Origin of the sequence: Singulisphaera chitinilytica, assembly GCF_049331405.1 — a bacterium.
GTDB lineage: Bacteria > Planctomycetota > Planctomycetia > Isosphaerales > Isosphaeraceae > PoT.
In genome coordinates this window covers 7,118,632-7,134,923 of the sequence record NZ_CP186274.1, presented here as the reverse complement: position 1 = coordinate 7,134,923, position 16,292 = coordinate 7,118,632, and the positions used below count along the sequence as shown (strand labels likewise).

Annotated in this window: 11 protein-coding genes; 6 read left to right on the top strand and 5 right to left on the bottom strand. The window is 65.0% G+C overall.

Annotated elements, in window-relative coordinates; translation table 11 throughout:
• Positions 1-266: 266 nt before the first annotated feature.
• From ACOYYX_RS27905 to ACOYYX_RS27895, 3 genes are all read left to right on the top strand, one after another.
• Entirely contained in the window at positions 267-2,111 is a 1,845-nt protein-coding gene (locus tag ACOYYX_RS27905) for a CRTAC1 family protein (RefSeq protein ID WP_422925809.1), read from the top strand.
• 86 nt (positions 2,112-2,197) lie between these two features.
• Positions 2,198-3,457: a tetratricopeptide repeat protein gene (locus tag ACOYYX_RS27900; protein WP_422925807.1), complete on the top strand. Its 1,260-nt coding sequence runs from the start codon at positions 2,198-2,200 to the stop codon at positions 3,455-3,457.
• Between the two features lie 121 nt (positions 3,458-3,578).
• Positions 3,579-4,508: a glycosyltransferase gene (locus ACOYYX_RS27895; protein ID WP_422925805.1), complete on the top strand. Its 930-nt coding sequence runs from the start codon at positions 3,579-3,581 to the stop codon at positions 4,506-4,508.
• Positions 4,509-5,290: 782 nt separating this feature from the next.
• On the opposite strand, the gene ACOYYX_RS27890 is transcribed toward ACOYYX_RS27895, so the two are convergent.
• Positions 5,291-6,352, bottom strand: coding sequence for a class I SAM-dependent methyltransferase (locus tag ACOYYX_RS27890; RefSeq protein WP_422925803.1), 1,062 nt, complete (start codon positions 6,350-6,352; stop codon positions 5,291-5,293).
• Positions 6,353-6,564: 212 nt separating this feature from the next.
• Here ACOYYX_RS27890 and ACOYYX_RS27885 point away from each other — a divergent pair, with 212 nt between their 5' ends.
• A complete protein-coding gene (locus ACOYYX_RS27885; protein WP_422925801.1) occupies positions 6,565-7,311 on the top strand; it encodes a hypothetical protein in 747 nt (248 codons plus the stop codon).
• A gap of 153 nt (positions 7,312-7,464) precedes the next feature.
• Positions 7,465-10,482, top strand: a complete 3,018-nt coding sequence (locus tag ACOYYX_RS27880) for a PVC-type heme-binding CxxCH protein (protein ID WP_422925799.1) — start codon at positions 7,465-7,467, stop codon at positions 10,480-10,482.
• A 628-nt stretch (positions 10,483-11,110) separates the two neighbouring features.
• On the opposite strand, the gene ACOYYX_RS27875 is transcribed toward ACOYYX_RS27880, so the two are convergent.
• The 4 genes from ACOYYX_RS27875 to ACOYYX_RS27860 form a co-directional block, all read right to left on the bottom strand.
• Positions 11,111-11,353: a hypothetical protein gene (locus tag ACOYYX_RS27875; protein ID WP_422925797.1), complete on the bottom strand. Its 243-nt coding sequence runs from the start codon at positions 11,351-11,353 to the stop codon at positions 11,111-11,113.
• 105 nt (positions 11,354-11,458) lie between these two features.
• Positions 11,459-12,295 (bottom strand): ThuA domain-containing protein, encoded by an 837-nt coding sequence (locus ACOYYX_RS27870; RefSeq protein ID WP_422925795.1) that lies wholly within the window; start codon positions 12,293-12,295, stop codon positions 11,459-11,461.
• Positions 12,296-12,601: 306 nt separating this feature from the next.
• Positions 12,602-13,891 carry a Gfo/Idh/MocA family protein gene (locus tag ACOYYX_RS27865; protein ID WP_422925793.1) on the bottom strand — a complete coding sequence of 430 codons (1,290 nt, stop codon included), beginning with the start codon at positions 13,889-13,891 and terminating at the stop codon, positions 12,602-12,604.
• A gap of 176 nt (positions 13,892-14,067) precedes the next feature.
• A complete protein-coding gene (locus tag ACOYYX_RS27860) occupies positions 14,068-15,138 on the bottom strand; it encodes a formylglycine-generating enzyme family protein (protein WP_422925791.1) in 1,071 nt (356 codons plus the stop codon).
• Between the two features lie 79 nt (positions 15,139-15,217).
• Here ACOYYX_RS27860 and ACOYYX_RS27855 point away from each other — a divergent pair, with 79 nt between their 5' ends.
• Positions 15,218-16,282, top strand: coding sequence for an FAD:protein FMN transferase (locus tag ACOYYX_RS27855; protein WP_422925789.1), 1,065 nt, complete (start codon positions 15,218-15,220; stop codon positions 16,280-16,282).
• Positions 16,283-16,292 lie beyond the last annotated feature (10 nt).

The following is a 16,292-nucleotide window of genomic DNA, read 5'->3' as shown; positions in this document are numbered from 1 at the left end:
CTCCGATGTGGTGCATCGAGGTTTTGACGCCGAGACTTTCGGGAGGAGGAGTTACGGGGAGTGGGTGCTGCCCATTAGATCGTCGCGTGGGCGGAAATACGGGAGTGGGAGTAGGCCTCAATTCGTGGCGGGTCGTGCTACAATCGGTGGCTGACCCCCCGACGAGATAATCGCGGCGTCCGGCGTCATCCTCTTTTTCGCCCACGATCTCATTGTTTCCGCGAGTCGTCGAATCGGTGGGGACCGATTCTTCGGAGGTATACGTGATGGGATTTGTGCGCGAACGTCTTCTCGGGCTGCTCACAATCGGCCTGATTTCCAGCCTGCCGCTCGGATGCGGCGATACCCAGGGCAACCCGACGAAGCCGGCGCCGACGACGTCGTCGGCGAAAGCACCAGAGCCCAATGCTTCAAACCTCGAATCGCTCACCAAACCGCAGCATGAGGGCGGGGCGTTCGAGGGGGACCGCATGGCGAATGCGTCGGCCGTCCCCATCACGCTCTCGAAGCAGACCAAGACGAGCCCCTTCCGCTTCGCCGAGATCGCCAAGCAGGCCGGGGTCGACTTCGTGCACGAGTCGGGGATGACCAAGGAGCGGCACTTCCCGACGGCCAACGGCTCGGGCGTCGCCATGTTCGACTACGACGGCGACGGCAAGCTCGACCTCTACTTCGCCACACAGACTTTGCTCCCACTCGGCACGGGGCAGAAGGGCCCGAACCGGCTCTACAAGAACCTCGGAGATGGCAAGTTTGCGGACATGACTGAGGCCTCGGGCCTCGGCTACCGCGGGTTCTGCCACGGGATCATCGTCGGCGACATCGACAACGACGGCGACTCCGACGTCTTCCTCTGCAATTACGGCTCGAACGTCCTCTACCTGAACAACGGCAACGGGACCTTCAAGGACATCAGCAAGTCGGCCGGGGTCGACCGCGAGAGCTGGTCCTCGAGCGGGGCCTTCCTCGACTACGACAACGACGGCGACCTCGACCTCTACGTGAGCAACTACGGCGAGTGGATCTACCCGAAGGACGACGTCTATTGCGGCAATCGCGAGAAGGGGGTCCGCCTCTATTGCTCCCCCAGGTCGGTCCGCACGGTGAAGCACTTCCTTTACAAGAACAACGGGGATCTGACCTTCACCGAGTCCGCCGACGCCGCGAAGATCGGCCGCTCGGACGGCCACGGGTTCGGCGTGATCACGGCCGACTTCAACCTCGACGGCAAGACCGACATCTACGTCGCCAACGACATGAACCCGAACTTCCTCTTCCTGAACAAGGGGGACGGCACGTTCGAGGACGCCACCGAATCCTCGGGCGCGGCCTACGACGAGAAGGGGCAGGCCCAGTCGGGGATGGGGACCGATGCCGAGGACGTCAACGGTGACGGCCTGCCCGACATCTTGGTGACCAACTTCGCCAATGAGTACAACACGCTCTATCAGAACCTTGGGAAGGGGAGTTTCATGGACGTGACCCCCTACTTCGGCCTCTCGTCCGACACGATGCCGTGGGTCGGCTGGGGCACCTCGCTCTCCGACTTCGATAACGACGGCTGGCCCGACCACTTCGTCTCCAACGGCCACGTCGACAACAACCGCCACGAGTTGGGTCAGGGTGTCGGGTACGAGGAGCCCGCCTTGCTCTTCGCGAACCAGGGGGGGTCCCGATTCAGCCTCGCCACCCGCGACGCCGGGGCTTACTTCGATGAGAAGCACGTCGGCCGAGGCGCCGCATTCGGCGACTTCGACGACGATGGCGACGTCGACATAGTGCTCAACCACAAGGACGAGCCGGCCGCCCTGCTTCGGAACGACACCAAGAACGACAACCACTGGCTGCGGCTCAATCTCAGGGGGACCAAGAGCAACCGCGACGCCATCGGCGCCCTCGTCGAGGTCGTCGTCGGCGACCGGACCATCGCCCGCCAACGCAAGGGGGGATGCAGCATGGAATCGTCGAACGACCCTCGGATCCTGGTCGGCGTCGGCCCTCTCGCCGAGGTCGCCAAGGTGACGGTCAAGTGGCCCTCGGGCGCGGTCTCGACGCAGGAGCACGTGAAGGTCGATCAGACGCTCTCGATCGTCGAGCCCGACGGGAAGTGAATCGCCCGGCCTCGAAGTGTTGGCAACGTGACGAGTGCCGGCCCGGTTAAGGCCGGCACGCCTCGCCTCCAGAACCGACGACAGCCATGAACACCAAGAGCCTCGAAAAGTGTGAGCCCGCGCCGAAGAGGTTGCATCGGTATTTGCTGCTGCCCCTCGGCCTCGTCGCGATCATCGTCGGGTTCGGCGGCGTCGTGCTGCTCCTCCGCCACGGCAAGCCGCTGGATCCCGATGCCGTCTGGGGGCAGGCGCAGGAGCAGCTCCACAGCGAGCAGATCGACGCCGCCGAGTCGAGCCTGAGACGACTCACGTTGCTCCGTAAGCCGACGGTCCTCGACTGGCTACTCCGGGCGCAGGTGGCCATGGCACGTTCCCGGACGGATGAGGCCCTCGACGACCTCAAGCAAATCAAGGACGATCCCAAGATCGGCGCCCAGGCCCGCCTCATGATGGGGCAGTTGGAACTCAGGCGGAAACGGCTCCGATACGCCGAGAATTACCTGCTCAGCGCTCTGGAACTGGATCCGAAGCTCGTCCCCGCCCACCGCGAGTTGATCTACATCTACGGGATCCAGCTCAGGCGCCGGGCGCTCAACGAGCAGTTCCACGCCCTGGCGGAACTGACGCCCCTGACTTATGACAATGTCTTCCACTGGTGCCTGACGAGGAACTCGATCTGGGAGCCGCTCGAGCTCTCCCAGATGATGGAGAACTTCATCAAGACCGATCCCGACGACCGCTGGTCACGCATCAGCCTCGCGGAATGCCTCCGCACGCTCGGGAAGAAAGACGAGGCCGAGAAAGTCCTAGGCTACCTGCCCGACAGCGACCCCGACGCCAGGGTCGTCCGCGTCCGGCTGGCCCTCGACCGGGGCGACGATAAGCTGGCCGAGAGCCTCCTCGCCGACGGCCCCCCCGACCACGCCGAACTCGCCAGGCTCCGCGGCCGAATGGCCCTGGCGCACAAGGATGCGGCCTCCGCGCTCAAGCACTTCCGCCTGGCCATGGCCGTCGAGCCCGATAACCGCGACGCCATTTTTGGCCTGAGCGGGGCCCTCGCCATGCTCGGCGAGAAGGACGAGGCCGAGAAATACCGGAAGCTGGCGAAGGACCACGACATGCTCGGCTCGCTGATGCAACGGGCCTCGACGCCGACCGAACGCAACAATCCGACCTTGCTGCAAGAATTGGGCGCCGCCTGCGAGGCAATCCATCGGCTGGCGGAAGCACGTTCCTGGTACAACCTCGTCATCACCCGCGACCCGCTCAACAAGGAGGCACAGCAGTCGATCTATCGGGTCAATGCGGCGATCGCCGAGTCGCAGAAGCGGAAATCCCAGGGCTGATCTTCCGCAAGGGGCTCGGGCCCGAGTTCCCGTTGTCCTCTTTGGCACAACCCGGTACGATCCGCGCCTGTTGGTCCCAGTCGTATGATGCGACACCGCTTGTCATGGGAACGGAGGCCCGATGCCAGTCCAGAGCCCGACGAAGCCGCAGCAAGAACGCGTCGGAACCCCCGACCTCTCGGTCGTCATCGCGTCAGTGAATGGTTGGGACGTCCTCGAGCCGACCCTCAAGGCGCTCGACGCCCAGCCCGAGCGGCCCTACATGCAGGTGATCGTCGTCGAGGCGACGGGCGAGGCGGTCCGCGAGCGGCTCCGGGCGCACACCCCGGCGGTCGAGGTGATCGAGGCCGAGCGCCAGCCGATCCCCAAGCTCCGCCACGTCGGCGTCTGCCAGGCCGGCGGCAAGCTCGTCGCCATCCTCGAGGACCACGGCCAGGTCGGGAAGGACTGGGCCAAGTCGATCCTCAAGGCTCATGAAGGCCCCTGGGCGGCCGTCGGCGGCGCGGTCGAGAACGGCAAGCGTGGCCTCGTGAACTGGGCGGTCTACTTCTGCGAGTACACCCCCTACATGAAGCCCGTCGCCGAAGGCGAGGCCGCCGACCTGCCCGGCAACAACATCGCCTACAAGCGCCCGCACCTGATGCGGCACGCCCACGTGCTCGCGGACGGCAAGTGGGAATCGTGGATCAACGACCGACTCCGGGCCGACGGCGTCCCAATCGCCTCGACCAACTCGGTGGTCGTCCACCACATCAAGACATTCAAGCTCGGCTACTTCATCGTCCAGCGCTTCCACTTCGCGCGTTCGTACGCCGGGATGCGTCGGGGCGATCAGTCGTGGCCGAAACGCCTGATCTACGGCTTCGGTTCGATGGCCCTGCCAGCCATGCTCATGGCCCGGGTGACGAAGACTGTGCTGGGCAAGAAGCGGCACCTCGGCCGCTTCCTCCTGGTCTCCCCGCTGGTCGCCCTGTTCCTGTCGGTCGGGGCGTTCGGCGAGATGGTCGGCTACCTCGTCGGGCCGGGCTCGAGCCTGGACAAGGTTGAGTAATAGCCCTGTCCTGAGCGTCGTCATCGCGGCCACCGACTCGCCCGAGGCGATCGGGCGTTCGCTCGAATCCCTGCAAGCGGGTTCGGCGAGCTTCCCCGTCCAGGTGATCGTGGCCGCGCCTTCGGATCTAGCCGCCGAAGTCGATGTTCAGGATTTCCGCTGCGACTGGATCTCCGCCGAGCCAGGTACGGGCGTGCCTCGGCTCCGTCGGCTCGGCCTGGAGCGGGCGAAAGCCGACTTGGTCGCGTTCACCGAGGACTCCTGCGTCTTCGAGCGCGATTGGGCCTGGGCGTGGGTCGAGGCATTTCGATCACCCGAGCTACTCGCCGGCTCGGGGGACGTCCAACCCAGGTTGGGCATATCACCCGTCGATTGGGGCGTTTTCTTCTGCGAGTATGCCCCGTTCATGGCCGGTCAAGGTCCCAGGCCTTCGCGCCTTGCCGGGAACAACTTCGCCGTCAGGGTCGGTGCCGTGCCCCTTGCTGGCGAAGAGATCCATGAGGCCGAGGTCGCGTTGACGCTCCTGGGAAGGCCAGACGCGATGGCCAGTATCCCGGCCTTGGCATATCACGTCCGACGCTTCGGATTCATCGAGGCCGTCCGCGACCGATTCCGGTTCGGGCTCGATTTCGGCGGGCTCCGAGCGCGTCGACATTCGCGGCGGCTTCAGAGAGTCGTGATACTCATGGGCCCCGCGATCTTTGCGATCCAACTCGCGCGGTTGGCGAAGACCGTGCTGGCTTCGAGGCAGCACATCGGCCAGTTTGTCATGAGCCTGCCGCTTATCGGCTTGCTGCTAGCGGCGTGGAGCCTGGGCGAGTCGCTGGGCTGGGCCTTCGCCCCGAGGGATCGGCCGACCGGCGACAGACGACGTGGAACAACGGCCCGACGCGCTTCGCCCCAAACTGACCCAGCCCGCTCGTGATCACGCGATTATAGATTCGCCCTACGATGCGTTTTGCCGGCCCGAAGTGGGCGAAGTCCGCCTCGGGCAGTCCTGGGGCGAACAGGGTCCCGGAGCCGAAGGGGCTGCTCGCCAGGAGCCGGTTCCATTCGCCCAGGCCCAGGGTCCGGATCGCGCGGTAATCCACATCCTTGGCCCAGCGCACGTAGGGGATCATCCAGGGCCGGGGAAGGAATCCCACGCCCCAGACGCCAACATGCGGCTCGGGGGCAAGGCTGAACCGGTTGGGCGAGGCCATGAACAGGCCGCCCCCCTCCTGGAGTACTCGAAACGACTCGGCGAGGGTCGCGGCCTGGTCGCCCACGTGCTCGATCACGTCGCCCGCGACGACCTCGGAGAACAAGCCATCACTGAATGGGAGTTGCTCCGAGCACCCGCAGACGAGCCGGATATGCGACAGCCCCTCCTCGTCTAGACGCTTCCTCGCCACGAGCAGCCATCGCATAGCGATGTCGATGCCCCAGGCTTCCTCAAATCGCCCGCCCACGGCCGAGAGGAACGAGCCGGTCCCGCATCCAAGGTCGAGGAGCGGTCCCGCGTCAACGCCTCCCAGGGCGTCGAGCCAGTGCCCCGCGCGCTCGGGGGCCGTCATGATGTGGTCGATCTGGCGACGTCGCAGGTCGGGCGGGATCTCGGGCGAGAGGTCGTAATAGCGCTCGAGCAGGCCCCGGAAATCGAGCCGGTCGAAGTCCTCGGAGAGCCGGAGGGCGAACTCCCAGTCGTCCTGGTTCGCGAGGTAGAGGTCATCGGCCGTCCGCAGGTCGGGTATGCCCCAGAGGCCGCGATATTCGGCGGCGCAGGAATCGCAAGCCCAGGCGTCGAGCCCTTCGACGAGCCGTCCGCGGCACGAAGGACAGGCCAGCGTTTCGGTTCCTTCCAAGGGAGCGCTCCTTGCGACCTTCGAGACCAGGGCCTCCGCGAATCCATCCGCCCGATTGGCCCGTCGCGTGGAGATCGTATCCTGGCGTGCCGGGGCCGTGAACCGCAAAATAGTCGGGCGTCTCCGGCGAATCCCAAGGGGAAGGGCGTCGGCGACGCCTGCACCATCGGTTCGATTGACATTTCTCGTTTTGATCGAGGAGTCTTGGCCACATGCCGATCGGTGATCAAGAATTCGACTCGTTCCATACCCACCCTTATCGGGTACCGAAGGTCCGCTTCGACGCGATCTCCGAGGCGTGGGAACTCTACAAGCAAGCCTGGATCACCTGGACTCTGATCGCGCTGGTGGTCATCGTCGCCTACGCGCTGATCAACACCGCACTCGCCGGTATCTTCGGCATCCCGAAGCCGGTCAACCCGGGCGGCTTCAAGTTCGTCATCCGGCCGGGAGCAAGGCCGTTCCACGCCATCATCGTCATGATCGTGACGGGCTTCCTCGTCGGCCCGATGATCCGGATCGCCTGCAAACAGGTGCGAGGGATCCCGATCCAGTTCGATGAGCTCTTCAATATCAGCGACGTCTTCGCGAACCTCATCGTCGGCTCGATCCTCGCGGGCTTGGCGGTCCTGGTCGGCCTCGGCTGCTGCGTCGTGCCCGGACTGGTCATCGCCGGGTTGCTGATGTTCACCCTCCCGCTGATCGTCGACGGCGGGTTGTCGCCTACGCAGGCGATCGGGCAGAGTTTTCAGGCCTTGAAGGGGCAATGGCTCCAGGCGACCTTGCTCCATCTGGTGATCAGTTTCCTCGCCTCGCTCGGCGCGGCCTGCTGCGGGGTTGGGGTGCTCGTCACGGCCCCGCTCTACAGCCTCACGGTCGCCGTGCTCTATCGCGATTTCTTCCTGGCGAAGGGCCTCGGTGCGAAGGACAAGCCGGGCTGGTACGGCACCGATTTCTGACAGATCCTGCGCGAGGATTGGGCAACCTCCCAGTCCCAGGGAGGTTGTGGGAATGGCCGCGGCAACGTGCTACAACTTTGTTGCAGCACTCGCCGTCGGCGAGATCCGCCAACATTGCATCGGCCCACCCCTTCGCACAAGGAACTCGAGACGATGGTCATCGCAACCATCAGGCGCCGCCGCCTCACGTCCACGACTGGAACGGCCATCGCTCTTCTCTGGATCCTCGGGATCGCCGGGACATCCTCCGATGTTCGAGCCGAAGGAGGCTATTCGCCCAGCGAGGCCACGCGGCGGATGGTGGTGCCGGAAGGCTTCCACGTCGAGGTCGTTGCCAGCGAGCCGATGATCCGGCAGCCGATCACCGCGAGCTACGACGAACGCGGACGCCTCTGGGTCATCGAGTACCTGCAATATCCGGTCCCGGCCGGGCTGAAGCCGGTCACCGTCGACCAGTACCTCCGCACCAAGTACGACCGAGTCCCCGAGCCGCCGCCGAAGGGGCCGAGAGGAGCCGACCGGATCAAGATCCTCGAGGACACCGACGGCGACGGCAAATTCGATAAGGCCAAGGTCTTCGTCGAGGGCCTGAACCTCGCAACCGGGCTCACGCTGGGATATGGCGGCGTCTTCGTGGGGCAGGCCCCTTATCTCCTCTTCTACCCCGATCGGGACCAGGACGATCGGCCCGATAGCGACCCTGAGGTCTTGCTCTCCGGCTTCGGGATCGAGGACGCCCACGCGACGGTCAATTCAATGCAGTGGGGCCCCGACGGCTGGCTCTACGGGGCGCAGGGGAGCACGGTCACGGCCAGGATCCGGGGGACCGAGTTCCAGCAAGGGGTCTGGCGCTATCATCCCCGGACCAAGGCGTTCGAGCTCTTCGCCGAAGGAGGCGGCAATACCTGGGGCCTCGACTTCGACCGGGGCGGCAACGCCTTCGGCAGCAGCAATGGCCACTACATCGCCTTCCACATGATCCAGGGGGCCAACTACCTGAAAGGGTTCGCGAAGCACGGCCCTCTCCACAACCCCAACACGTTCGGATATTTCGAGGCCCTCAGATATAACGGCCAGAAGCCCGGCGGCCACGTGACCCCCGGCGGCATCATCTACAAGGCCGACGCCTATCCGACCGAATACCAGGGGGCCTTCATCGGCGGGAACTTGCTGTCGAACACCGTCTACTGGCACAAGCTCGCCCAGGAAGGATCCACCTTCTCGGCGGCCCTTGGCGGCACCTTGCTCGACGCCAAGGATCCCTGGTTCCGCCCGATCGATCTCCTCGTCGGTCCCGACGGCGCGGTGAACGTGGTCGACTGGTACGACAAGAGGGCTTCCCACCTCGACCCTCGCGACACCTGGGACAAGACCAACGGCCGGATCTACAAGATCGTCTACGGCCAGGGGCAGAAGGTCGCCCCCTTCGACCTCTCCAAGCGATCGAGCGAAGAGCTCGTTGCCCTCCGGACGAGCCGCAACGACTGGTACACCAACGAGGCTCGGCGGATCCTGGCCGAGCGTCGCGACCCGAACGTGATTCCAGGCTTGAAGGCGTTCCTCAACGAAGATCATGACGAGACGTTGGCCCTTCGCGACCTCTGGGCCCTCCACGCCAGCGGCGGATTCGTCGAGTCAACGGCCCTCGGCCTTCTGGGCCACGAGCTGGCCGGCGTGAGACGCTGGACGGTGCGCCTCCTGGGCGACGACCGCGTCATGAGCCCGAGCCTCCACGCCAGCCTCATGGAGATGGCCCGCAGCGACGCCGATCCGCTGGTACGCAGCCAACTCGCCTCGAGTTGCCAGCGATGGGACGCGAAGGACGCCCTGCCGATCCTGGGCCGACTGCTAAAGCACGACGAGGACCTCACCGACACGCACATCCCCCTGATGATCTGGTGGGGGATCGAGCATCAACTGCGAGAACATCGCGACGAGGTCGTGGCGTTGCTGAGCAAGGATGAGGCGTTGAACGCCAGGATGACCGGCAACATCCTCCTGGAGCGCGTGGCGAGGGTCCTCACCTCGCGCGGCTCGACCCAGGATCTCGACGCCGCCGCCAAGCTCTTAGCCTCGGCAACGCGTCCCGAACAGACGAAGGCCCTGATCGACGGCTTCGACAAGGGATTCGAAGGCCGCAAGCCGAAGGTGATCCCTGCGACCCTGGAAACGGCCCTCGCGAACCTCTGGAACCGCTCCGACGCGAACGTCCCCCTCGTGCGCCTCGGCCTGCGACTCGGCAGCACCTCGGCGCTGACGAACGCCATCGACCGGATTTCCGACTCAAAGGTTCCTGAAGCCGATCGCGTGGCGCTCGTCGAGGTCCTCGGCCAGCTCGCTCGGCCGGAGAGCCTGCCCCCGCTGCTCGCCCTGGTCTCGCAAGACGGTGCAACCGGGCTCCGGCTCGCCGCCGTAAATGCCCTGGGCGGCTATCGCGAGCCCGAGATTGCCTCGAGCCTGCTCAAGGCCTATCCGAGCCTCCCGAGTCCTCTCAAGGATCGAGTCCTCTCGACCCTTGCAAGCCGCCCCGCGTGGGTCTCATTGATGCTCGACGCCATGAGCCAGGGCAAGGTGGTGTCCAGCGACCTCCGCACCGCGCAAGTGCAGCAGATCCTCCAATTTCAGGATCCGGGACTCTCCAAGCGACTCGAATCGCTCTGGGGGCGTTTGCCTCGTTCGGGTGCGCCCGAGAAGATCCGGCGGATCGCCGAGATTCGCGGGATCTTGCCCGAAGGGGATAAGGGGCTCCCCGCGCGAGGGCAGGCCGTCTTCAAGGAGAACTGCGCCGTCTGTCACCGGCTGTTCGAGGACGGCGAACGCATCGGCCCCGACCTGACCGGCGTCGAGCGCGGCAACCTGGACTTCTTGCTGACGAGCATCATCGACCCCAGCGCCGAGATCCGCAAGGAATATCAAGCTCAGGCGATCGCCCTTGTCGACGGCCGCGTCATCAACGGCCTGGTCCTCGAGGAGACGGCGAACTCGCTGACGATCATCGACGGCAACCGCCAGAAGACCGTCATCCCGCGCGACCAGATCGAGGAACAGAGGGCCTCGGAGGTCTCGCTGATGCCCGAAGGGCAGCTCGACAAGCTCCGCGACGATCAGGTCCGCGACCTCTTCCGCTACATTCAAGGCGGCCCGATCGCGCCGGCCAGTGCCCCGAAGTGATGACGTGTTCGATCGAGCACGCGTTATGCCGGGCACGTTGACACAATCCTGGTAGACGTCACCTTGACAGGACAATGAGGCGGGCACAAGATGGGATCGGCCCTGCACGTTCGCGGGGCCGACCTCCAACCCTTCCGAGACATCAGCCCCCTCGGATGACATCTTCATTGGCTGCGTCCCTTGTATCGATGCCAGCTCTGCGGTGCCCTTGTCCCCAAGGGCGTTTCCTGCCGTCGCGTCGTCGTATCGACCCGTCCCAAGGCCTATCGGCCTCGTCATGCCGTCTTCCGGCACGTCACGTTCGAGCGAGACAAACGCAAGGTCCACTGGCGTGATGATCCCGGAGGCCAAGGCCTCGAGATCGCCAGAGAATGTCTCGCCTGCGCATCCTGCGCGCAAAAAGCCGTCGGCTCCTCGCTGACGGCCGACGTCACCAATCGAGGCCCGACTTGATCGGGCGTGATCGTGTCGTGCGCGACGCAAACCGGCTCATAGAATTATATCTTCCAATGAGTCGAATCCGCTCGTGCACGGACGATGCTACCAAACCTATGACGACGCTGGTGGTCGACCCTCGGCCACCGGCGTCCAGATCCGTTCGCGCCCGGATGGACCGCAGGTCTCGCGTTCAATCCGACTTGAGGTTCCCGAAGAATTCCTCGACGCTCTCCGTCTCACGCTCGGCTTTTACCTGCTCGGCGAGTCGTGTGATGAAGCCATGCCTCAGCGCCTGCGCGGTCGCGTTGAAGATTGAGGCGAGGGCCGCCGTTTCCTCGGCCGTGAGGGCGCGACCGGCCACCGAGCGGCCGAAACCCTCGGCGAGACTTTCCAGCGTCAGTTCCTGGGCGGGGACGGGTTCGTTCTCGGCCATGATCGTTCGTCCTTCGCGTTTGAGGTGACGGGAGAGGAGATGGGGCGAGAATGCCCCGACTTCGAATGAAAGCCGGGGCGGGATTCCCGGAGAGGGCGTCGGTCGTCACTTCGGGTCGAGGTTCTTCTTGAGTTCCTCGGCGGAGACATCGGACTTCACGCCTTCCGACGGCACATCGACCTTGGCGGTCCAGAGGATCGAGTTGAGGATCAGCTTGCGGAAGTCGGCGTTGCCCCAATTCGTGTGGTTATGACCACCCGTGAATCCGAAGGCGCGCCCGCCGTCCTTGCGCTCGACGGCCCAGCCGACGACCTGGTCCTTGTAGGTCTTCTTGTCGTGGCCGACGAGTTCCTTGGCGACAAGGATCGGGATGAAGCGGGGGTCATCGCTGCGGAACCGGATCTTGTAGTACCACTCGTCGTTGGCCTTGAAGGGCTTCACGCCTTGCGTGGTCGGGTGGCCTTCCTTGGTGACGACGAGGGCATCGTTATGCGGGTTGTCGGAGTAGGCCGTCTCGTAGTAGCCGCCGAGCCACTCGAGCAGTTGGTCGCCGACCTTGCCCTTGGGGAATTCGACCGCGTAGTGGAGGCAGACCAGGCCGACGCCCTTGTCCATCAGCTTCTTCATGGTCTCCAGGTGGTTGCCCTGGATCATGGGGTGGTTGTTACCGCCGTCCATGAAGAAGACGACCGACTTCGCCCCTTCGAAGACCTTCTCATCCTCGGGCCAGCCGCCGGGGACGAAGACGGGGTCGATCCCGGGGATCTCTTCGAGGCATTTCACCAGGAGCTTGGTGCCGGCGTTGAACTCGTGCTCACCGGGAGCGTGGCTAGGTCGGCCGGCGATCAGCACAATCTTCGTGTCGGCGGCCAGCGCCCAGGCCGGGGCGAACAGACCGGCGAAACCGAAGGCCAGGAAGAGACCGGATAGCAACTTCTTCATGCGACGATCCTCGACGCGATATGGGTCCATGTTCGAAACGTGAGTATCCGCGGCGCCCGGGGTTCGTGGCGAAATCGAGGGCGAGATTGGCCCCGCAAGGGGGTCTAACAGGTAGCAGGCCGCCCCTCCATCTTCTGCGATCCCGGACCACGACCCGAGCGACCTCGTCGATCAGGATATCTCGCGGGATGCCCGGAAGCGATTCGCGGGTGCCCCAAAATCGAAAAAACCCGCCCCCGATGATGGGGGCGGGTTCTCGTGTTCGTCGGCTGTCGGCCCGAGGTCGAGCCGGGCAGGGGGCCTGGCTCAGATCAGTTCGGTCTGGCCGGGGACAGCGACCGGCGGGACGGGCAGGGGGCCGAATTTGAGCTCGTGCGGGAACAGGTCCTGCTTCGAGTTCAGGGCCTCTTCCCAGGTCACGACCTTACCGGTGTAGGCCGACATGCGGCCCATGATCGCGGTCAGGGTGCTCTCGGCGACCGTCACGAGTTCGTTGAGCGGGTTGCCCGTCCTGATGCTCTTGATCAGGTCGATGTGCTCCTGGACATACGGGTTGACCTCTTCGATCCGCAGGCGGGACTTCTTCGCGCCCGTGAAGCGATACCCGTTGCTTTCCCAGCCCCCCTTGCTGCCGGCGACCGACTCGGAGACGTTGCCGTCGGTCCCTTCGATCTGGCGGGCATAGCTGGCGACATGCACGCCGTTCGGGTACTCGTAGTCGATCGCGAAGTGGTCAAAGATATGACCATAGGCCGGGCTCGTGCGGACCTGACGCCCGCCCATGCCGTAGGCCTTGGTCGGGTGGGTCCCGATGGCCCAGTTCATGACGTCCAGGTTGTGGACGTGCTGCTCGCAGATGTGGTCGCCCGAGAGCCAGGTGAAGTAGAGCCAGTTGCGGACCTGCCACTCCATGTCGCTCCAGCCGGACTCGCGGGGCTTCATCCAGAGAGCCCCCTGGTTCCAGTAGCAGCGGCCGGCGGTAACTTCGCCGATCTCGCCGCCGTGGATCCGCTTCATGCTCTCGATGTAGCCGGCCTGGTGCCGGCGCTGGGTCCCGGCGACGACGGAGAGCTTCTTGGCCTTGGCCTCCTCGGCGGCGGCCAGCACCCTGCGGATGCCCGGCCCGTCGACGCCCACCGGCTTCTCGGTGAAGATGTGCTTGCCGGCCTTCACGGCCGCTTCGATCATCTGCGGGCGGAAGCCCGGCGGGGTGGCGAGGATGATGAGGTCGACGCCCGAGTCGAGCACCTTCTGGTAGGCGTCGAAGCCCGTGAAGCAGCGATCCTCGGAGACGTCGAACTTGCTGCTGACCTTCTCGTTGGCCTTGAGGGCGTGCCGCGAATTCTCGATATGGTCGCTGAACAGGTCGCCCAGCGCGTAGATCTTGACGTTGTGGTCGTCCTTCGCGGCCTCGCAGAGGTTCTCCACGGCGCCGTTTCCGCGGCCACCGCAGCCGACCAGGCCGACCTTGATCGTGTCCGTACCGGCGGCATGCGCCGTCGAGTAGAGCCCGAGCTGTGCGGCGACCGCGCCGCCGACAACGGCCGAGGAACTCTTGATGAACTCGCGGCGATTGGCCCCAACGGGATCGGTCATGTTCAGACTCCTAGGGGTGCTTGCTGGAACGGAAACGGAGGGTGAATATCGAACCCCTGTGAAGGGTCCCCGGGCGACGACCCTCGCCCGGGATGCTCGCATCTATTCAGGGATCAAGGCGGACCGGCAGGACAGGTCGCCCCGCCGGCCGGCCCTGGACCGAGCGTTTTCCAGGCTTACTTCGTCCCCTTTTTCTTCACGACCAGGGACTTCAGGCCTTTCAGGTTTTCCTGCTCGGACTCGGCCCTGACGATGCGGAAACCCACGAACGTCGCGTCCGTGTGCCACCAGATGCTCTGGGGGCGCTGGGGATCGCGGACGCTCCACTCGAGGTTCGACGAGATACGCACGGCGGATCGGAGGCGGTCGGCGTCGTCATCCCAGGACCCACCCCGAGCCACGTAGGGGTATTCCTTGGCGTCGGGCAGGAGGACGGGCGACTTCTCGGTCTTACCGGCTAGCTTACTGTAGATGTCCGCCTCGTAATGGTCCAGACACCACTCCGAGACGTTCCCGTGCATATCGTGAAGGCCCCAGGCGTTGGGCTTCTTCTTGCCGACCTTCTCGGGCTTCTCGGTATTGTCGACGTTCCAGGCGTAGTCGCCGAGCTCGGACGGGTCGTCGCCGAACGAGTAGGCTGTCTTCGAGCCGGCGCGGCAGGCGTATTCCCACTCGGCCTCGGTCGGGAGGCGGTAGACCTTGCCGGTCTTGGTGGAGAGCCAGCGGCAGTATTCCATCACGGCGTGGTGCGTGATGCAGATGGCCGGCTGACCCTTGCGGCCGAGCGAGTGCGTCTCATCGGCATAGGGGCGGGTCGGCCTGGTGATCGCGTCGGCGTTCGTCTCGCTCGCCGGTTGCTTGGCGAGGTCGACCTTCTCGCGCTCCTTGCGCTTGATGTCCTTCGAGAATGCGAATTCGTCGAACTCATCCCAGGTGACTTCGCATTTCCCCATCCAGAACGGGGCGAGCTCGACTTCGTGCTGAGGGCCTTCGTCCTCGTTGCGCTTCTCTTCGCTCGAGGGGCTCCCCATCAGGAACTTGCCACCGGGGATCGCCACCATGTCGAACTTGACGTCGGTGCCGGGGATGGTCTCGGTATAGTTCTTGAAGGCGTCTTTGGTTGCGGCGGGGGCGGGGGCGGCGGGAGCATCGGCCGCCTGGGCGTCAACTGCGGAGGTGAGGACCGTCAGGATCGCGGGGGCAAGAGCCAGGACGATCAGCGAATGAGAGAGCCGGAACAGTCGCACTTGTGGTATTCTCCACGAAAATACGGAAACGAGGGCGGTGGGAGCCTTCGACAGCGAAGTCTGCGGGAGCGTCGCTCCGATGTCGATCAAATTTGCGGGCCGATGCCTGATCGTCCTCGCGTTGGGGTGTCCGGGACTGGGTGCCGAACCGGCGCCGAAGCCGTCCCGATTCGAGTTCGCCGAGCCCCACATGGGGAGTGAGTTTAAGCTTGTTTTATACACCAACGACGAGGCAACCGCCAGACGCGCCTCGCGCAAGGCATTTGACAGGATTGCCGAGCTCGACAATATCCTCTCCGACTACAACAACGACAGCGAGTTGATGCGGCTCTGCGAGAAGGCAGGGGGGGCCCCCGTCCCGGTCAGCCCCGACCTCTTCGATGTCCTCAGCCGCTCCGTCTCGATGTACGAGCAATCCGAAGGCGCCTTCGACATCACGGTCGCCCCGGTCGTCCGCCTCTGGCGTCGTGCCCGCCGCGAAATCAAGCTCCCCACCCCCGACCGCATCGCCCAGGCCAGGGCCCTCGTCGGCTCCGACCAGTTGAAGCTCGACCCGGCCTCGAGGACGGTCCAGCTCCGCAAGAAGGGCATGCGGCTCGACGCCGGCGGCATAGGCAAGGGCTACGCCGCCTTCGCGGCGATCGAAACCCTGAAGAAAGAAGGCTACCCCATCGCGCTGGTCGCCGGTTCGGGCGACATCGCCGTGGGCGACCCTCCCCCTGGCCGCGCCGGCTGGACGATCGGCGTCGCCCCGCTCGACGCCTCGAGTCCCCCCAAGCGTCACTTCCTCCTCGCAAACGGCGCCGTCTCGACCTCGGGCGACGCCGAGAAGTTCGTCGAGATCGACGGCAAGCGTTACTCCCACATCGTCGACCCGAGGACGGGCATCGGCGTCATCGACCGTTGCAGCGTCACCGTCGTCGCCCCCGATGGCGGCCTCGCCGACAGCCTCGACACCGCCGTCTACGTCCTCGGCCCCGAACGTGGCCTCCGACTCGTCGAGTCGATCCCCAACACCGCCGCTATGATCGTCCGCCGCACCCCCCTGGGCGACCAAACCTTCGAGTCCAGTCGCTGGAAGCAACTTACCCCGGCGCCCTCGCCCGCGACCCCCATCGAAACCCCTACAATCCGGACTCCCTGAGCCACAAACT